An 18,034-nucleotide genomic window follows, 5' to 3' on the forward strand; every position below is an offset into this window, starting at 1 on the left:
GAAATTGCAGTCCTGAGCCTACGCCTTGCCGGCGATTGGCCGGATTGATACACATGAGGTGGGCAATGACGCTGAACAAACAAGACTGGCAATGGGTGCTGACCTGTTTCGGCACGGCGGTAGGGGCGGGCATTCTGTTCCTGCCGATTCGCGCGGGACTCTCCGGCATCTGGCCGATGCTGATTCTGACCGCGCTGATTTTTCCGGTGACTTATATTGCGCACCGTGGCATCACGCGCATCGTGGCATCTGCCAGCCGGCCGACCGACATCGTCGGCGCGGTCGAAATGGACCTGGGGCGCAACGTCGGCTTTGCCGTGTCGTTGCTGTATTTCCTTTCCATCATCACCATCTGTGTCGGCTACGCGACCGGCATCACCAATATCGTCTCGTCTTTTCTCGGCAATCAGCTTGGGGTCTCGGAGGTGTCCCGGCCGTTGCTGACCTTCCTGTTGCTGGCGGGGCTGACCGCAGTGATTCTTGCCGGTGAAAAGGTGATGGTGACGGTGACCTCGTGGATGACTTTTCCGCTGATCATTCTGCTGGGCGGCCTGTCGCTCTACATGGTGCCGCAGTGGAATACCGCGCAACTGGCAACCCCGTTCGATGGCGGCGAGGTGCTGAAAAACCTGCTGCTGCTGTTCCCGGTGCTGGTATTCGCGATGAATTTCTCCCCGGTGTGCTCGACCCTGGGCGCGGCTTATCGCAGCCAGTATGCCGCAAGTGAAGCGGTGGCGCGGACCGACGGCATCATCAAGTGGACCAGCCTGATCCTGCTGGTCTTCGTGATGTTCTTTGTGTTCTCGATGACGCTGGCGACCTCCCCCGAGGTGTTGCAGCAAGCGCAGGCCAATAACGTTGATATTCTGACCACATTGTCGCTGGTGATGCAGCAGCCGCTGCTGAAATACCTGATTCCGCTGATTGCCTTCCTGGCGATTGCCAGCTCGTTTTTCGGCCACTTTGTCGGCACCCGCGAAGGGCTGGTGGGGGTGATTTCGCGGCTGCTGCACTGGAACCACCCCGAGGCCGCCGTCGCGCAGGGGCTGCGCAAGCTCAACCGCCTGGTGACCATCGGCATGCTGTTCGGTCTGTGGTTGCTGGCGGTGTATAACCCGCCCATCCTGAAGATCATCGGCGCGCTGTCGGCCCCGATCATAGCCATCTACGCCTATCTGTTGCCGGTCATGCTGATGAAACGGGTGCCGCGTCTGCTGGTCTATCGCTCATCGCTGGCGAGCTTTGTCTTTGTGATGGGGCTGGTCGGCATTGCCGGTGATTTCATCGGAAGTTACCTGTAATCCGGAGGCGGCATGCTCAGCGTTTTTGACCTCTTCAAAATTGGCATCGGGCCCTCCAGCTCGCACACGGTCGGCCCCATGCTGGCCGCGCGACGTTTTGCCGCAGGACTCGCCGATGCCGGCCTGCTGGCGCAGGTTACGCGCATCGAGGCCGGTCTGTACGGCTCGCTGGCGCTGACCGGTGAAGGTCACGGCACGATCAGTGCTGTCCTGCTCGGGCTGGAAGGGCAGGCACCGGATAGCGTTGATCCTGCTACCGTGACATTGCGAACTGCGGCCATCCGGGATGAGGGCGAATTGCTGCTCGCAGGTCGGCAGCGGATTGCCTTTGCCTTTGCCCGTGATCTGCTGGTGCACAAGCATCAGTTTCTGCCTCGCCACGCCAATGGCATGCGCTTTCGTGCGCTGGATGGCGATGGCCGCGTGCTGCAGGTGGCGGAGTACTACTCCACCGGCGGGGGCTTCGTGCAGACGGCCGAAGAAATGGATTCCCCGACCGCTGCCGGTCTGCCGGTGCCGTTCCCGTTTGCCTCGGCTGCCGAGCTGATCGCCGTCTGTCGTGCGCATAATCTCAGCATCGCGCAGGTCATGCTGGCCAACGAGTCCGCCAGTCGTACGGCTGGCGAAGTGCGTGCCGGCCTGCTGGCGATTGCCGAGGTGATGCAGGAATGCATCCGTCACGGTTGCGAGCATGAGGGCGAACTGCCCGGGCTGTATCACGTGCGCCGGCGCGCGCCGGGCATCATGAAAAAGCTCACGCAATTGCAATTTTCCGAGAAGGCCGGCCGCGCCGACATCATGCTGTGGCCGATGGTCTATGCGATTGCCGTATCCGAGGAAAATGCCTCGGGCGGTCGCATCGTCACCGCCCCGACCAATGGTGCCGCCGGCATCATTCCGGCGGTGCTGCAGTACTACCGCAACTTTGCGCCGAATGCTTCCGACGAGGGCATCGTCGATTTTCTGCTGACTGCCGCAGCAATCGGCATGCTCTACAAGCTGAATGCCTCGATCTCCGGTGCTGAGGTGGGGTGCCAGGGGGAGATCGGGGTGGCCTGTTCGATGGCGGCCGGAGCGTATTGCGCGGTGCTGGGCGGAACGCTGGCACAGATCGAAAATGCGGCGGAAATCGCCATGGAGCACCATCTGGGCCTGACCTGTGATCCGGTGGGCGGGCTGGTGCAGGTGCCCTGTGTCGAGCGCAATGGCGTGGCCGCCGAAAAGGCGATCAAGGTCGCGCAGCTGGCCTTGCTGGAAAGCGGCGAGCATCTGGTCTCGCTGGACAAGGTCATCGAAACCATGCTGCGCACCGGCCGTGACATGCAGCACCATTACAAGGAAACCGCGCTGGGCGGGCTGGCGCTGACCGTCGGCGTGCCGGCCTGCTAGCTATGCAGGGGTATGGGTAGACTGGGCTTGTTTGCAGACGCCTGCAACCTCATGCGGGGGCAGGTATGGTGATACAGACGACATAAGTAATCGCTTACCTTAAAGCCGGAGCCTGCTATAGTCGATAGTAGCAGCATGCGCAAGCACGAGAAGCTTATATGGCAGACCCCACCACCGCACCCAAACGCGCCGCAGAATTGAAGGAAACACGCCTGCATTTCCTGGAAGACATCGCCAAGGAGCTGGAGGGCGAAGTGGTCTTTCCGGTGTGCTTTGACGTGTCCGTGCGCATCAGTACGGTCATGCGCAGCGCCACGGCCTCCATGCAGAAAATTGCGCTTGAAGTTCAGAAGGATCCGCTGATCTCGGCTAAATTGCTGAAAATGGCCAATTCGGTGGCGTTCAACCGTTCGGGCAATCCCTGCAAGGATGTGGCGACCGCACTGACCCGGCTGGGCGTGCAGACCGCGCGCAGCGTGGCACTGGCCTGTGCGATGGAGCAGGTGCGCCGGGCCGATGGTGTCTCGCCCTTTGATGATTTCTTCGAAATGATGTGGATCCACAGCCTGCGCACGGCGGCATATGCCCGCGTTTTTGCCCAGCATCTGACCCGCTGCAACCCCGATACCGCCATGCTGGCCGGACTCGTGCATGATCTGGGGGCATTTTTCCTGCTCGATCGTGCCGCGCATTATCAGGAGCTCGTCGAGCGCCCGACGACGGTTGAATATCTGGTGGCGCAGTGGCATGACAGCATCGGCGAGTCGGTACTGGCTGCGCTGGAATTACCCGAGGAGATCATCGAGGCGGTGCACGAGCACGATCTGCCGCGCCCCCCGGTCGAGCAGCTGCGCACGCTCAGTGATGTGATCTATGTCGCCAATATTTTTGCCGGCGGTGTCAGCGAGATGAGCCATCTGGATGTGCCAATGCTCGATCAGCCTGCCGAGCTGGCAGACCCCTACTTCCTGCAGCACCGCGAGGAAGCGGAGGCGCTGGCGGCCGAATTGCTCAGCCTCTGGTAACCCGGTTCAGTGCAGCCCGCGGGGCTGCCAGCTGATGACATTCACACCATGCTCCAGCGCGAACAGCCGGCCTTCGAGCTGCGACACGGCCGCTCGCAGCGCAATGCGCACATCCACCACGCTGACTGGTTTATCCGGTCTGGCCGGCAGCGCCGCCGCGATCATGTCGGCATCGGCACGTTCGAAGCGGGTGGCCAGCTGGATGTCGCAGGGCTTGGCCGACACCGGGCGGCGCGCGGCCATCTGGAACTGCAGGGGCGTGTCTCCGGCCAGCAGCACCCAGACGCTGGCATTACCAGCCTGTTCGCTGTGTCGCAGCGCGGCACGCAACTGGGCGATGTCCTGAATCAGCGCGTCACGCTGTTGCTGTTTCTTGTCATTCATGGCGATTGCTATGAGGGCGCAGGTAGTAAATATCCCATTCTTCTTCGCGCACCGGTTTGAAACCGTGGCGCAGGTAAAAGCGGTTGGCGGCACTGCCTCGCAGTGCACCCAGTGCAATATCACGGCGCGCGGCATCGGCCTCCCGGCAGAGGCCGGCGAGAATCCGGCTGCCCAGTCCCTGCTGCTGGGCCGCCGGGTGCAGATAGAGATGATCGAGCTGCCAGACTTCCGGTTCCCGGCGCAGCATCATGAAGCCGAGCAGTTTTCCATCGCGATGCAGCACGCGGGTGGCACCGGGAGTGAAGCTGGATGCAAATCGCTCACGGGAGCGCTCCGGGTCGTATCGTCCCAGCTGCATCAGGCTGTCTTGCATGGCGGCCAGTCTTAGCTGGTGTAACTGCTCGAAATCCGCTGCGGATGCGATCCGCCAAACCAGCTCCATTGCTGTTTCATCCGTATGTGTCAGCCTGCAGTATGCCATGCAGCCGGCACCAGAAACCCATGAGCGTTACAGGGCTTTTTCCGCTGGCCTGTTACACTGCGGCCTTGATCAATTGCTTCAGGACCAGCCTATGTCGACAATTCCGGCGTGCCCGCAATGCGGCCAGGAAAACACTTACCCCGATGGCGAAATGCTTGTTTGCGCCGATTGCGGTCATGAGTGGAGTGCCAGTGGCGAAGTGGCTGGTGATGCCGAGGCTGAAGCCGTGGTGCGTGACGCGAACGGCAATATTCTCAATGACGGCGATGCGGTGGTGCTGATCAAGGATCTGAAGGTCAAAGGCTCGTCGATCACGCTCAAGCAGGGCAGCAAGGTGAAGAGCATCCGGCTGGTCAGCGGCGGCGATCACGAAGTGGACTGCAAGCTGGATGCCGGCCAGTTCATGCTCAAGGCCTGTTTCCTCAAGAAGGTGTGAGTCCGCAGCAGCGGCAGCCAGAACAAACCCGGCCAAGGCCGGGTTTGTTGTTTATGCCAACCGGACTGCGCAATCAGTGAATTTCGATCTGCCGGCGTTTTTCTGCGGCAGGCTTTTTCGGCAGTACCAGCTCCAGCACACCGTCCTTGTAGCTGGCGGTGGTGGCGGCCTCGTCGATGTTCTGTCCGAGGCGGAAGCTGCGGGTGACTTGCCCGAAATAGCGTTCACTGTGCAGGACGCGATCCCCTTCGCGGGTTTCCTTGTCCTGCTTTACATCGGCACTGATGGAAAGCAGGTCGCCATCCACATGCACGCGGATGTCGTCCTTCTTCACGCCGGCCAGTTCCGCATGCACCGTGTAGGCCTTGTCGTCTTCCTTCACATCGACCCTGATCTGGGGGGCTGCGGCAAAGTCGAGCGGGCGCACGAAGAAACCACGGAACAGGTCATCCAGCGTACCGAGTGGTTCCTGCAGGTTGTCCAGTTTGCGTCTGATCAGGCTGTTCATGATGACACCTCCATAAAAAGACTAACGAAACGTCCTACTGCATTTCATAGATAGTGCTGTGGTGGTCTGCTTTAAAGGGGCTCGGCGCAGTCTGGCCGCCGGACGGCGGGGTATTTGACTACGGTGTTTTGGCGGGTATGTTCATGAAGCCATTATTATTAATGGTATTGGTTGGTATACATTGCTATGTATTTGGTGTGACCTTGCGGTGCAGGCAGGGGGGGCTGATAATCGCAGACCGTTTTGCAAGGTAGTCCGCTCATGATGATCGAAGAATCCCGTGTCGCCCAGCTGGTGGTGCACCGTGTCGGCAATCCCGCCCGTGGCGAGCCGCTGCAGCTCTCCGAGCGCGCGGCGAGTGTTGATGCAGAGGTGTCGCAGCTGATTCTGGAGGGCTACCTCAAGGGCATCGTCTCCGAACGGAAAAAGCACCAGTTCATTCACGAAACGGATCTGAACCTTAACGAGCTGTATCACTACAAGCAGCAGTTTTTCCGCGATGAAATCGACTTTGTCGCGCTTTCACAGGCCATCGCCCGGCACCTGCATGCGCGCTCGCAGCATCCCAACATCAGCGCGGGTGATCTGCTGGTGATCCTGTTTGAAAACCTGGCTGATGGTGAGCGCGTGCAGCGAGCGATCGGCGTGTTCAAATCGGAAATCCGCGATGATTTCCTGACGGTGGTCGAGTCGGGGGAGGTCATCGACCTGCGTCATGCTACCGGCATCAATCCGCGCCTGATCGACAAGGGGGCGCTGCTGCTGGAGTCTGGCCCGGACGTGTTTGCGGTGGACAGGCAGGCACAAAGCGCCAAATTCTGGCTGGATGATTTCCTGCAGGTGCTGCGCGTTCCCGATCCGGCCAGTACGACCAAACTGGTCGCGGAGGTGCTGGAGCAGGTTTCGGAGCAAATTGCTGATCCGAAGCAGCAGCAACAGTTCAAGGAAGCCGTGCTGACCCGCTGCCGCGAGGAGGAAGAATTCCTGCCCTGGGAAGTGACCGACGTGGCCGAGAAGTTCGTGCCGCGCGAGCAGGTCAGTCAGGTGCTGGACCAGGCGGCCCAGTCGCATGGTTTCAGTCTGGAAAAGAACACCCGCGTGCCGGCGAAGAATGTCGCCAAGCGGCTGGAGCGCAGCTGGAGCAAGATCGGTATCGGCCACGGCGTGAGCATTCTGCAGCCATCTGACCTGAACCTCGAGGACGTGAATATCGAGAGCGGCGACGAGGAAATCGTGATGACCCTGTATTTCTCGAAGAAGATCTGAGGGTATCTATCCCAAAGCCTTGTTACTGATTATTGGCGGCGGAATCGGAGGGTGGGTATGCCTGCGCGAGGGTGCGAGCCAGTACCCAGCCGCTAACCCGGCTGGCTCCGGCTGTCAGCAAGGCGCGGGCGGCGGCATCCAGGGTTGCACCACTGGTCAGCACATCATCGATTAGCACGATTTCCCGCCCGGCAACCGCTGGGCTGGTACTGAAGGCTTGGCGCAGATTGCGTTCACGTTCGCGCCGGCTCAACCGTGACTGGTGGCCGGTGTCACGGCGGCGGGCCAGCCAGCCCAGTTCCAGCGGCAGTCCGCTGTGCTGTGCGATCGCACTGGCCAATTCCTGCGCCTGATTGAAACCACGTTCGCGCAAGCGACTGGCATGCAGCGGCATGGGCAGCAACACCGCCTGCTGTTGCAGTCTTGGGGCGTGAGCGGCCATCAGGGTGCCCAGGAGTGGCCACAAGGACCAGCGCTGACCATATTTGCCGGCCAGAATCAGTTCGCTCAATGGGGGCTGGTAGGCAAACAGCGCATGACAGGCCGCAAAGGCAGGTGGTTTGCTCAGGCAGTGGCCGCAGTGCCCGCCTCCCGGACTGGGCTGGGCGCAGACCGGGCACGTGGCCGTAGTGAGCCAGGGGAGGGCGCGCAGACAGGCCGGGCAAAGTGCGTCAGCTGCGCTACCCCGGCATAGCAGGCAGCGGCAGGGCAGTCGCTGGCAGACCCTGCTTGCCAGCAGGCGGATGTTGTTCAGAATTATGCTCTGCAAATTTGACAAGTCCGGCCCCGCTTCCGACAATGCCCCATCTCTCATTTCTAGCGTGCTCGCGCGCGCTTTGCCGATTGCCATGAGCTGCTCCGCCAATACCGCTACGCAAACCATCGAACTGAAGCGCCCGACCCCGCACCCGAAGGCGGAAAACTGGTCGCTGGAAGACATCGCCGCTTTGTTCGAACTGCCGTTCAACGATCTGCTGTTCAAGGCGCAGACTGTGCACCGCGAGCATTTCGACGCCAACCGCGTGCAGCTGTCCACCCTGCTGTCGGTGAAGACCGGCGGTTGTTCGGAGGATTGCGGCTACTGCTCGCAGTCGGCGCGTCACGACACCGGGCTGGAACGCGAAAAGCTGATGACTGCCGAGGATGTGATCGACGCCGCCAAGGTCGCCAAGGAAAACGGCTCCAGCCGTTTCTGCATGGGAGCCGCCTGGCGTGGCCCGAAGAACAAGGACATCGACGAGGTCAAGCGCATGATCGCGGGAGTGAAGGCGCTCGGACTGGAAACCTGTGCGACCTTCGGCATGTTGAAAGAGGGTCAGGCGGAAGAGCTGCGTGACGCCGGTCTGGATTACTACAACCACAATCTGGATACCAGTCCGGAAAAATACGGCGAAATCGTGAGCACGCACAGCTACGAGGACCGCCTTGATACGCTGGGCAAGGTGCGCAAGGCCGGGCTGCATGTGTGCTCGGGCGGCATTGTCGGTCTGGGTGAAACCCGCAGTGATCGTGTTGGCCTGATTGCCCAGCTGGCCAACCTCGACCCGCAACCCGATTCGGTGCCCATCAATAATCTGGTGAAAATCGAAGGCACCCCCCTGGACGGCAATGCGGCGGTGGACTGGACCGAATTCGTGCGGACGATCGCTGTTGCGCGGATCACCATGCCGAAATCTTACGTTCGTCTGTCGGCTGGGCGCCAGCAGATGGATGAAAGCATGCAGGCCTTGTGTTTCCTTGCCGGCGCGAACTCGATTTTTTATGGTGACAAGCTGCTGACCACGGGCAATCCGGACGTGACACGGGATCGCGAGCTGTTTGCCAAACTCGACCTGCAGCCTCTTTGATAGGGGTATCCGCTCCAAGGCCTGCTTAAAAAAAGGCTGCCGTGATATCGATAGGGGGGTATGAAGCTGGACCGGCCAAGGCCGGTCCTGTCGCTTGTGCGCCGCAATATAAGCCGTGCTGCATGTTCGGCTTGTCCTTGGCGCACAGGCTTGTCTATGCTTACTGCACTTGCCATGCCGGTGTTAACCGGCAGGTGCCTGCTGAAAACCCGTAAGGTCCTGACTGTATCGACGCGCCTCTTCGCTCTGGCGCATCGTCCCTGTATCGGGCCTGCAAGGCGGCCGGCTGTAACAATTCGGGGATGGTCCATGTCTTTAAGCAAACGTCTGGCGCTGTTTCTCGCGCTCATCAATCTGGTTGGTATGGGCGTGCTGTTTGGCTTGTTTGCGCGAGCAGGCGACGACAAATCCCTTCTGCCCTATGTACTCGTGGCCGGCGGGATCTTGCTGGTGACGGCAATCCAGCTGTTGGTGGCCCACTGGCTGCTGCGCCCCTTGCAGGGGGTGCGACAGACCATGATCAGACTGGCCGAAGGCGGTGGCGATCTCACCACCCGCCTGCCCGAAAATGGCAGCGAAGAGCTGGCCGATATTGGTCGTGGCTTCAACCGTTTTGCCAATGCCCTGCAGGCGACGTTCCGCGAAGTGCAGCGCGATATGGAAGGCCTGTCGCTGGGCTTGCGCGAGCTGACCGTCGTTACCGGCCAGCTGGTGAAGGACAGTCACACCCAGTCCGACTTTGCTGCGGCATCGGCGGCAGCTGTCGAGGAAATCACCGTCAGCATTACCCACATCGCGGACAATGCCAACGATGTGGATGGTGTGGTGGCCGAAACCCAGCAACTGTCCGGTGTCAGTGCCGAGGCGGTGCAGCGGGTTGCCGACGAGGTGGCCCAGATGTCCTCGCGCATCCATGCACTGGGTGACACGATGAATGAGCTGGGCAAACGCTCGCAGGAAATCGGCAGCATTGTCAGTGTGATCCAGGATATTGCCGAGCAGACCAATCTGCTGGCCTTGAATGCCGCGATCGAAGCTGCGCGCGCCGGTGAGCAGGGGCGTGGCTTTGCGGTGGTGGCCGACGAGGTGCGCAAGCTGGCCGAGCGCAGTGCGAAGGCCACGGTCGAAATCAACGAGCGCATTTCCAAGGTGAGCGCGGAAACCCAGCAGGCGGTCAGCACCATGGCTGCGACGGCGCAGGGCGTCTCGGGCTCGGCCGACCGGGCCGAGGAGGCGCGTCGTGCGATGCTGGATATCGGCGACCGGATGCAGCATGTGTATTCCTCGGTGCGCGAAATCGCCGAATCCACCCGCGAGCAGACAGCCGCGAGTACCACCATGGCACGCTCCGCCGAGCAGATCAATGCCATGTCGCAATCCAGTGATTCCGCTTTGCAGCAGGCCAAACGTGCGCTGGAGCATCTGGATGGGCGGGCGCGTGAACTGATGGGGGCGGTGGGGAAGTTCCGCCTGGAAGACATCACGGTGCTGCATGGCTGGTTTGCCGCGAGCGGCTTCCGTGCCGTGGCCGATATCAAGGCACGCCTGAACAAGATTGGCCACCACTGGGCCGACATGCACAGTGGCAAGGATGTGCCGGGCATGTTGAAAAAGGCGGTCGAAGAGAACGATCTGCCGACCGCGGCCGCGATTGGCGGCGTGAAAATACAGAACTGGGCCGGCAAGGGGGTTTTTGCCAATCTGGACAATCTGGCCGCCGAGCAGCAGTGGGCACGCATTCTGCCTCCGGTGCTCGACACGATGATGCAGGCCGATGGGCATTATGTGGCCGTTCCGCTCGGTGTGGCGCGGGTGAATGTGCTGTGGGTGAACGCGCAACTGATGCGGCGCGTGAACGTAAGCCGTCCGCCGGCTACCTGGGACGAGTTTTTCCATGTGTGTGACCGGCTGATGAATGCCGGCATCACGCCGCTGGCGCACAGCGAAGTGAAATGGCAGGTGGCAACGCTGTTCGAGGCGGTTTCGCTGGGGCTCAATGGTGCCAGCTGGTATCTCTCGGCCTTCAGCAAGCTTGATCAGTCCGCGCTGGCGGGCGCACAGACGGTCAAGGCACTGGAAATCTTCCGCCGTCTGAAACCCTACTGTACGCCAGATCCGGTCGGGCGTGACTGGAACCTCGTGGCCGCTGACATCATCAACGGGCGTGCGGCGATGCAGCTGATGGGGGACTGGGTAAAAGGCGAATTCGATACGGCCGGCAAGCAACCTGGCAGCGATTATCTGTTCTGGGCTGCGCCAACGCAGAATGGGGAATACAGCTTTGCCGCCGATACGCTGACCATGTTCCGTCAGGATGACTCTGCACGTCGTGCGGCACAGAGTGATTTTGTCACGCTGCTGATGAGCCACGAAGGCCAGATCGCCTACAACAAGCACAAGGGCAGCATTCCGGCGCGGACCGACATCGATCTCAACCAGCTTGACCCCTATGGTCAGGCCTCTGCCAAGGACTTTGCCCTGGCGGCCAGTCGTAATGTGCTGGTGCCCTCATGGGCGCACAATATGGCGGTGCAGGATGACATGAAGAAGGCGCTGATCGAAGTCGTCTACGAATTCTGGAACAGTGACGGCATGAGCGCGACGGCCGCCGCGGCCAAGCTGGCGGCCACCGGCGCCAGACGCTGATTCCGGCGCAGCAACCCGCGACCCACCCCGCTCAGGCGGGGTGGGTCGTTTTGCGGCAGGCTCGCCTGCGCTGCCTCATGCTAGAATCGCTGCTTTCTCAGTCAGAATTAGCCAGCGCATGACGCTGCGCAGGGAGATCCGAAGATGTCCGGCAATACGCTCGGTTTGCTGTTTACCGTTACTTCGTTTGGCGAGTCGCACGGCCCGGCTATCGGCTGTGTGGTCGATGGCTGCCCCCCGGGAATGGCATTGAGCGCCGAAGACATCCAGATCGAGCTGGATCGTCGCAAGCCCGGCACTAGCCGGCATGTCACCCAGCGTCGCGAGCCCGATCAGGTTGAGATCCTCTCCGGTGTCTTCGAAGGCAAGACCACGGGTACATCGATCGGCCTCTTGATTCGCAACACCGACCAGCGCAGCCATGACTATGGCAAGATTTCTGAGACCTTCCGCCCCGGTCACGCCGACTACACCTACTGGCACAAGTACGGCATCCGCGACTACCGCGGTGGCGGCCGTTCCTCCGCCCGTGAAACTGCCGTGCGCGTGGCTGCCGGTGCAATTGCCAAGAAATGGCTCAAGGAACGATTCGGGGTGGTCATCCGTGGCTACATGAGCCAGCTGGGCGAGATCGAGATTCCCTTCGAAAGCTGGGATGAAGTGGGCAACAATCCCTTCTTTGCGCCCAATGCCGGCATCATCCCGCAGTTGGAAGACTACATGGACGCCATTCGCAAGGAGCGCGATTCGGTGGGCGCCAAAATCACCGTGGTCGCCGAAAATGTGCCGGTAGGCTGGGGTGAGCCGGTATACGACCGCCTGGATGCCGACATCGCCTTCAACATGATGAACATCAACGCCGTGAAGGGCGTGGAAATCGGCGCAGGTTTCAAGTCCGTTGCCCAGCGTGGCAGCGAGCATTGCGACGAGCTGACCCCCGATGGCTTCGCCGCCAATGAGGCGGGCGGCATACTGGGCGGCATTTCCACCGGTCAGGACATCGTGGTGAATATTGCGGTGAAGCCGACTTCCAGCATCGCGCAGGAACGCCGTTCGATCGACAAGGACGGCAATGCCGTGATGATGGCCACCACCGGCCGTCATGACCCCTGTGTCGGCATCCGCGCAACGCCGATTGCCGAAGCCATGCTGGCGCTCACGTTGATGGATCATGCGCTGCGGCACCGCGCCCAGTGCGCCGATGTGCAGGTGACGACACCGCGCATTCCGGGCCGCATCGCGTAATTTTCGCTCATGCAGCGCAGCACGCCGGAGTTCCGCTTCCCCGACGACGATCCGGCGGCAGATTGGCCGCCGCTGTCTGGTGCGGTGCTGGGCATTGTGCTGGCCATGACTGGCTGGGTGCTCTGGCAGGCGCTGACTGGCGATCAATGGGTGCCGGTGCTGGATGGCGCCAATCTGCTGTTTCACGAGGCTGGACATCCGCTGTTTGGCATCGTCAGCGAGCGACTGACGGTGTATGGCGGTACGCTGGCGCAACTGGCATTTCCGCTGGTGGTGCTGGCGTATTTTCACCGGCGCGCCGATACGCTGGGCACCGCGGTGAGTGGTTTATGGCTACTGGAAAACGGTCTGAACATCGGCCGTTATCTGGGAGACGCCCGAGCGCAGGCATTGCCGCTGGTTGGCAATGGCGAACATGACTGGACCGAAATCCTGTCGCGCTGGGGCATGCTGTACCTGGACACGACCTTGGCGGCGCTGTTGCGCGGTGTCTGTGTGCTGGGGATGCTGACGATTCTGCTGCTGCTATGCTGGCAGTGGTGGGACAAGCGACAGCAGGAATATTGACTGCGGGTATGGCGCAGTGAGCCATGTTATCAATAAGCTGGAGGGCAATACCATGAAGCGTATTTTGTTGTGCCTGCTGGTGCTGCTGTGCAGCGCCTGTGCCGCACCCAATTTCGTCGCCCAGGTCTCCAGTCGCAGTACCTTGCCCGCCAGCAGCCCGGTCGCCGGCAAGCGATTCATCATCGAAACACCGCCCGGACAAGAACAGAGCATTGCCCGGCGTGATTTCGCGGCGCAGATTGCCCGCGAACTGAAGTCGCGCGGCATGACCCAGGTCGGTGACAGCCAGTTTGCCGACTGGCTGCTGCGGTTCGACTGGCGGGTATCCGGCCCAGTGAGTACCACGACCCAGTATCCGGTGCATTCCAGCATCGGCATTTTTGGTGGTGGCTGGTCATGGGGGGGCATCGGCATGAGCTTTCCGATCTATAGCGAATCGACCCAGACCAACTGGTACGCCCGTGAACTGACATTGGATATCTATGATCCGCGGGCACTCAAGAGCGGGCAGTTTGCCAAGCTCTATGAAGCCAAAGCCAGCAACAGCAGCACCAGCAATGCGATCGAGCCGGCCGTGCCCTGGCTGATCCGCGCTGTATTCCAGGATTTTCCGCAACCCGGCGTGATCCGGCGCGAAGTCCGCATTCCCTATGATCCGGCCACCGCGGCCAGCAATCCCTAGCCAGAGCCCGCACTGTGACTCCTGACCAGTACTGTGAAGACAAGGCCGCAAAAAGCGGCTCCAGTTTCTACGCCAGCTTCCGTTTCCTGCCGGCAGACAAGCGCCGCGCAATCACTGCGCTGTACGCCTTTTGCCGCGAGGTCGATGATGTGGTCGACGAAACGCATGACGACTCCGTGGCCCGGCAAACGCTGGCCTGGTGGCGTGGCGAAATCGACCAGATGTACGCTGGCAACCCGCAGCACCCGGTGACCAAGGCGCTGCTGCCGGCCGTGAAAGCCTTTGACCTGCAACGCGAGCATTTTCTCGAGATTATTGACGGCATGCAGATGGATCTGGATGTGCCGCGCTACAACGCCTTCAAGGATCTGCAGCTGTATTGCTACCGCGTGGCCTCGGTGGTGGGCATTCTGGCGGCCGGCATCTTCGGCTATCAGGATCGCAAGACGCTAAAGTATGCGCATGATCTGGGCATCGCCTTTCAGCTGACCAACATTATCCGTGACGTCGGTGAAGACATCCGTCGCGGCCGCGTCTACCTGCCCATCGAAGAGCTGCAACGTTTCAACGTGCCGATGGATGATCTGGTCAACTATCGCGAAACCGAGCAATTCAAGGCGCTGATGGAGTTCCAGATCGACCGCGCCGAGCAATTTTACGATCAGGCTCTGGCGCAATTGCCAGCGATTGATCGCAAAAACCAGCGCTGCGGACTGATCATGGCCGCGATCTATCGCACTACGCTCAAGGAAATCCGCCTCGACGGCGCGCAAAAGGTGCTCAATCAGCGCCTCAGTCTTGGTGGCGCGCGCAAGATCTGGCTGGCCTGGAAGGCTTGGTGGCAGAACCGCTGAATGCCGGACTGATGGGTATGCAGCGGATTGCCATTATTGGCGGTGGCTATGCAGGTATGGCTGCAGGGGTATCGCTGGCTGCAGCAGGCCGGCAGGTGTGCGTGTTCGAAGGCGCGAAAACACTGGGTGGACGCGCGCGTGGTGTCGAGCTCGACGGGCGCCAGCTCGATAACGGCCAGCACATCCTGATCGGCGCCTACCGTACGTTGCTGGGGTTAATGCAGCAGGTGGGGGTCGATGAGCGCACAGCACTGCTGCGCTTGCCGCTGACCTTGCAGCAACGTACCCCGCACGGTGATTTCCGCATGGTCGCGCCCGACTGGCCGGCGCCGCTGCATAGCCTTGGCGCCTTGCTCGGTGCGCAGGGTATCGGCTGGGGCGACAAGCTCAGTCTGGTGAAGCTGATGCTCGGCGCACAACTGGCGGGCTTCCGGCTTGCCACGGACTGCAGCGTGCTGGCCTGGCTGGAGCAGGGCGGGCAATCACCGCAGCTGATCGAGCGTTTCTGGCAGCCGCTGGTGGTGGCTGCACTCAATACGCCGCTGGAAACAGCTTCGGCGCAGATTCTGCTCAATGTGCTGCGGGATAGTCTGATGGGGGGGCGTCACGATGGCGATTTGCTCATTCCACGTGTCGATTTCACGGCCTTATTTCCGCAGCCCGCCGCAGACTGGCTGGCTGCTCGCCGCAGCGAGGTAAGGACCAGTTGTCTGGTCCGCCGCATTGCCCGTGATGCTGCGGGCTGGCAGCTGGATGACGGCGATGAGCGTTTTGCCGCCGTGGTGCTGGCCGTTTCGCCGCAGCGGGTGGCCGATTTGTTGCCGGAGACCGCGGCGCTGGACACATTGCGGGAGCAACTTGCCGCGTTGCACTACCAGCCGATCCAGACGGTTTACCTGCAATATGCGCCGGACGTGCGGCTGGAGACGCCCATGCTCGGTGTTGCCGGCGGACTGTGTCAGTGGGTGTTCGATCGCGGGCAGATTCATGGTACGCCGGGTATGCTGGCGGTCGTGCTCTCGGCGCGCGGCGACTACAGCGACTGGGATGCCACCACGCTCGCCCGGCGTGTGCACGAGGAACTCGTGCAGCATTTCGGCCTGGCAGAACCACCGCAGTGGAGTCGTGTCATTCACGAAAAGCGCGCCACCTTCGCGTGCGCAGCAAATTTGTCCCGTCCCGGAAATGCAACGGCGGTGCCGGGCCTGTGGCTGGCCGGTGATTACACTGCCGGCGGGCAAGCAGACATGACTTACCCCGCCACGCTGGAGGGCGCCGTACGCAGTGCGTGTGCTGCCGCAGAAGGGATTCTTAAGCAGCACTTTGCGGGTATCTCTTTCTAGCCCTTTTCTGTAAAGGGGTCGAAGTCACTCGATTGATGGGTATGGATTGAGCTTGTTGTCTTGATTGCAGTTGTGATTATGCAGAGTGTGTGCAGTTGGGCGACTCATCGCTCCATGCACAAAGTGGGTTGCGTGGGGTGCAAAGTTCCTAGCTGGATGAATATTTTAATAATTCATAAAAGGCGCACTGGCTGGTGCGCCTTTTTGTTGTGCTAAATTTGCTTAGACGCTCAGCTTTTCCACTCCACCAAGATATGGGCGCAGCACCGCCGGTACGGTGATCGAGCCATCGGCATTCTGGTAGTTTTCCAGTACGGCAACCAGTGTGCGGCCGACGGCCAGGCCGGAGCCGTTCAGCGTATGCACCAGTTCATTCTTGCCCGCTTCGTTCTTGAAGCGCGCCTGCATGCGGCGGGCCTGGAAGGCGCCCATGTTGGAGCAGCTGGAAATCTCGCGGTAGGTGTTCTGCGCCGGCAGCCACACTTCCAGGTCGTAGGTCTTGCTGCTGCCGAAGCCCATGTCGCCGGTGCACAGCAGTACCTTGCGGTAAGGCAGTTCCAGCAATTGCAGGATGCGTTCGGCGTGGCCGGTGAGTTCTTCCAGGGCGGCCATCGACTGGTCCGGGTGGACGATCTGCACCATTTCCACCTTGTCGAACTGGTGCTGGCGGATCATGCCCCGCACGTCGCGGCCGTAGGCGCCGGCTTCGGAGCGGAAACACGGCGTGTGCGCGGTGTACTTCAGTGGCAGCTCGTCGGCTTTGAGGATGGTGTCGCGCACGAAGTTGGTCACCGACACTTCGGCGGTGGGAATCAGGTACAGCGCGCTGTCGTTGTGCGGCACCTTGAAGAGATCCTCTTCGAATTTCGGCAGCTGGCCGGTGCCGTGCATGCTGGCGGCGTTGACGAGATACGGGGTGTAGACCTCTTCGTAGCCGTGTTCATTGCTGTGCGTATTCAGCATGAACTGCGCTAGCGCGCGGTGCAGCTTGGCGATGCTGCCCTTCAGTACCGAGAAGCGGGCGCCGGAAAGCTTGGCACCGGTTTCGAAATCCAGCCCCAGCGGCGCGCCCAGATCAACGTGGTCCTTCACTTCAAAATCGAAGGTTTTCGGCGTGCCCCAGCGCAGTACTTCCTGGTTCTCGCTTTCGTCCTTGCCCACCGGCACCGATTCGTCCGGCAGGTTGGGAATGCCGGCCAGCAGCGCTTCCATCTTGCCTTGCAGTTCAGTCAGTGCGGTTTCGCTGGCGGCGAGTTCAGCCTTCAGGTTTTCCACTTCGGCCATGATGGGGGCGACATCTTCACCCTTGGCTTTCGCCTGGCCGATGGACTTCGACACGCTGTTGCGCTTGGCCTGCAGATCCTGGGTGGCGGTTTGCAGGGTTTTGCGTTCGGCTTCCAGTGCGGCGAACGCAGCGGTATCGAGATTGAACTTGCGGCTTGCAAGGCGTTGGGCAACGCCGTCAAGGTCGTTGCGCAGCAGATTGATGTCCAGCATGGCGGGCTCGGGTGAATAAGCAAAAGGCAGATTCTACACCAAGCACCAAGTGGTCGCGCAGTCTGCCCGGGCGCAGACTATTTCCAGCGAGTCCTTGCGGCCTTTGTGAATCGAATTGGGGCGACTCTGAAGTGGCGCCCTCTCTAGCTGTCTGGTCTCGGATCATAATTTACCTGTCCGCAGTTGGCGACTCTATCTGGCACGTTCGGTTTTGGGTACGCTCTGCACGTCGATCTCCAGGTCAGGCCAATGAATCTCCGTCTGCACGGGCGCGCCCGTACCACTCCGGCTGTTCGTGCCGAAATCCAGGCCGCGCCGGGCGCCATTACCGATGCCGAACTGGCACGCCGCTATGGCGTCAGCAAGCCCACCATTGCTAAATGGCGCCGACGCAGCTCGGTGCACGATGAATCACACACCGCGCATCATCTGCAAACCACACTGACACCCGCCCAAGAGTGCGTCGTCGTCGAACTCCGCAAGCTACTGCATCTGGCCCTGGATGACTTGCTGGTTGTCGTGCGCGAATTCCTTAATCCCTCGGTCTCGCGAGCCGGCCTTGG

General features: G+C 61.0%; 17 protein-coding genes and 1 pseudogene. 13 read left to right on the top strand and 5 right to left on the bottom strand.

The annotated features are described in order from the left end of the window. Positions 1-65: 65 nt before the first annotated feature. The 3 genes from INR99_RS15455 to INR99_RS15465 all read left to right on the top strand — a co-directional run bounded on the left by INR99_RS15455 (position 66) and on the right by INR99_RS15465 (position 3,715). A complete protein-coding gene (locus INR99_RS15455; protein ID WP_194117273.1) occupies positions 66-1,301 on the top strand; it encodes an amino acid permease in 1,236 nt (411 codons plus the stop codon). 12 nt (positions 1,302-1,313) lie between these two features. Next, entirely contained in the window at positions 1,314-2,690 is a 1,377-nt protein-coding gene (locus tag INR99_RS15460; protein WP_194117274.1) for an L-serine ammonia-lyase, read from the top strand. Positions 2,691-2,848: 158 nt separating this feature from the next. Continuing rightward, on the top strand, positions 2,849-3,715 hold the full coding sequence (locus tag INR99_RS15465) for an HDOD domain-containing protein (protein ID WP_194117275.1): 867 nt from the start codon (positions 2,849-2,851) through the stop codon (positions 3,713-3,715). Between the two features lie 6 nt (positions 3,716-3,721). Here INR99_RS15465 and INR99_RS15470 read toward each other — a convergent pair whose 3' ends face one another. Both INR99_RS15470 and INR99_RS15475 read right to left on the bottom strand, forming a co-directional pair. Then, entirely contained in the window at positions 3,722-4,099 is a 378-nt protein-coding gene (locus INR99_RS15470) for a hypothetical protein (protein WP_194117276.1), read from the bottom strand. Continuing rightward, positions 4,092-4,580: a GNAT family N-acetyltransferase gene (locus tag INR99_RS15475; RefSeq protein WP_228098366.1), complete on the bottom strand. Its 489-nt coding sequence runs from the start codon at positions 4,578-4,580 to the stop codon at positions 4,092-4,094. The genes INR99_RS15470 and INR99_RS15475 overlap by 8 nt, the downstream gene beginning before the upstream one ends. 91 nt (positions 4,581-4,671) lie before the next feature. On the opposite strand from INR99_RS15475, the gene INR99_RS15480 reads away from it, so the two are divergent. Continuing rightward, positions 4,672-5,016 (top strand): zinc ribbon domain-containing protein YjdM, encoded by a 345-nt coding sequence (locus tag INR99_RS15480; RefSeq protein WP_194117278.1) that lies wholly within the window; start codon positions 4,672-4,674, stop codon positions 5,014-5,016. A 73-nt stretch (positions 5,017-5,089) separates the two neighbouring features. Here the strand turns inward: INR99_RS15480 and INR99_RS15485 are convergent, their stop codons facing one another. Beyond that, a complete protein-coding gene (locus INR99_RS15485; protein WP_194117279.1) occupies positions 5,090-5,524 on the bottom strand; it encodes an Hsp20/alpha crystallin family protein in 435 nt (144 codons plus the stop codon). A gap of 261 nt (positions 5,525-5,785) precedes the next feature. On the opposite strand from INR99_RS15485, the gene INR99_RS15490 reads away from it, so the two are divergent. Then, positions 5,786-6,790: a nucleoid-associated protein gene (locus INR99_RS15490; RefSeq protein WP_194117280.1), complete on the top strand. Its 1,005-nt coding sequence runs from the start codon at positions 5,786-5,788 to the stop codon at positions 6,788-6,790. 22 nt (positions 6,791-6,812) lie between these two features. Here INR99_RS15490 and INR99_RS15495 read toward each other — a convergent pair whose 3' ends face one another. Next, a complete protein-coding gene (locus INR99_RS15495) occupies positions 6,813-7,559 on the bottom strand; it encodes a ComF family protein (RefSeq protein WP_194117281.1) in 747 nt (248 codons plus the stop codon). A gap of 79 nt (positions 7,560-7,638) precedes the next feature. Here INR99_RS15495 and bioB point away from each other — a divergent pair, with 79 nt between their 5' ends. From bioB to hpnE, 7 genes are all read left to right on the top strand, one after another. After that, positions 7,639-8,637, top strand: a complete 999-nt coding sequence (gene bioB / locus INR99_RS15500) for a biotin synthase BioB (protein WP_194117282.1) — start codon at positions 7,639-7,641, stop codon at positions 8,635-8,637. 309 nt (positions 8,638-8,946) lie between these two features. Then, entirely contained in the window at positions 8,947-11,283 is a 2,337-nt protein-coding gene (locus INR99_RS15505) for an extracellular solute-binding protein (RefSeq protein WP_194117283.1), read from the top strand. A 144-nt stretch (positions 11,284-11,427) separates the two neighbouring features. Further along, on the top strand, positions 11,428-12,528 hold the full coding sequence (gene aroC, locus INR99_RS15510) for a chorismate synthase (protein ID WP_194117284.1): 1,101 nt from the start codon (positions 11,428-11,430) through the stop codon (positions 12,526-12,528). A gap of 9 nt (positions 12,529-12,537) precedes the next feature. Then, positions 12,538-13,095: a hypothetical protein gene (locus INR99_RS15515; protein ID WP_194117285.1), complete on the top strand. Its 558-nt coding sequence runs from the start codon at positions 12,538-12,540 to the stop codon at positions 13,093-13,095. Between the two features lie 52 nt (positions 13,096-13,147). Next, positions 13,148-13,777 carry a DUF4136 domain-containing protein gene (locus INR99_RS15520; protein WP_194117286.1) on the top strand — a complete coding sequence of 210 codons (630 nt, stop codon included), beginning with the start codon at positions 13,148-13,150 and terminating at the stop codon, positions 13,775-13,777. Between the two features lie 14 nt (positions 13,778-13,791). After that, a complete protein-coding gene (gene hpnD, locus INR99_RS15525; protein WP_194117287.1) occupies positions 13,792-14,631 on the top strand; it encodes a presqualene diphosphate synthase HpnD in 840 nt (279 codons plus the stop codon). Beyond that, positions 14,616-15,974: a hydroxysqualene dehydroxylase HpnE gene (gene hpnE / locus INR99_RS15530; protein WP_308431507.1), complete on the top strand. Its 1,359-nt coding sequence runs from the start codon at positions 14,616-14,618 to the stop codon at positions 15,972-15,974. Before hpnD ends, hpnE begins: the two co-directional genes overlap by 16 nt. Before the next feature lie 222 nt (positions 15,975-16,196). On the opposite strand, the gene serS is transcribed toward hpnE, so the two are convergent. Then, positions 16,197-17,471 (bottom strand): serine--tRNA ligase, encoded by a 1,275-nt coding sequence (gene serS / locus INR99_RS15535; protein ID WP_194117288.1) that lies wholly within the window; start codon positions 17,469-17,471, stop codon positions 16,197-16,199. Between the two features lie 249 nt (positions 17,472-17,720). On the opposite strand from serS, the pseudogene INR99_RS15540 reads away from it, so the two are divergent. Continuing rightward, positions 17,721-18,034 (top strand): annotated as a pseudogene (locus INR99_RS15540) (IS481 family transposase); the annotation flags it as partial.

Origin of the sequence: Chitinilyticum piscinae (assembly GCF_015223195.1) — a bacterium.
Lineage (GTDB): Bacteria > Pseudomonadota > Gammaproteobacteria > Burkholderiales > Chitinibacteraceae > Chitinilyticum > Chitinilyticum piscinae.

Coding starts and splice junctions, on each gene's coding strand:
- INR99_RS15455 (WP_194117273.1), top strand. CDS start 66: ATGACGCTGAACAAACAAGACTGGCAATGGGTGCTGACCTGTTTCGGC.
- INR99_RS15460 (WP_194117274.1), top strand. CDS start 1,314: ATGCTCAGCGTTTTTGACCTCTTCAAAATTGGCATCGGGCCCTCCAGC.
- INR99_RS15465 (WP_194117275.1), top strand. CDS start 2,849: ATGGCAGACCCCACCACCGCACCCAAACGCGCCGCAGAATTGAAGGAA.
- INR99_RS15470 (WP_194117276.1), bottom strand. CDS start 4,099: ATGAATGACAAGAAACAGCAACAGCGTGACGCGCTGATTCAGGACATC.
- INR99_RS15475 (WP_228098366.1), bottom strand. CDS start 4,580: ATGGCATACTGCAGGCTGACACATACGGATGAAACAGCAATGGAGCTG.
- INR99_RS15480 (WP_194117278.1), top strand. CDS start 4,672: ATGTCGACAATTCCGGCGTGCCCGCAATGCGGCCAGGAAAACACTTAC.
- INR99_RS15485 (WP_194117279.1), bottom strand. CDS start 5,524: ATGAACAGCCTGATCAGACGCAAACTGGACAACCTGCAGGAACCACTC.
- INR99_RS15490 (WP_194117280.1), top strand. CDS start 5,786: ATGATGATCGAAGAATCCCGTGTCGCCCAGCTGGTGGTGCACCGTGTC.
- bioB (WP_194117282.1), top strand. CDS start 7,639: ATGAGCTGCTCCGCCAATACCGCTACGCAAACCATCGAACTGAAGCGC.
- INR99_RS15505 (WP_194117283.1), top strand. CDS start 8,947: ATGTCTTTAAGCAAACGTCTGGCGCTGTTTCTCGCGCTCATCAATCTG.
- aroC (WP_194117284.1), top strand. CDS start 11,428: ATGTCCGGCAATACGCTCGGTTTGCTGTTTACCGTTACTTCGTTTGGC.
- INR99_RS15515 (WP_194117285.1), top strand. CDS start 12,538: ATGCAGCGCAGCACGCCGGAGTTCCGCTTCCCCGACGACGATCCGGCG.
- INR99_RS15520 (WP_194117286.1), top strand. CDS start 13,148: ATGAAGCGTATTTTGTTGTGCCTGCTGGTGCTGCTGTGCAGCGCCTGT.
- serS (WP_194117288.1), bottom strand. CDS start 17,471: ATGCTGGACATCAATCTGCTGCGCAACGACCTTGACGGCGTTGCCCAA.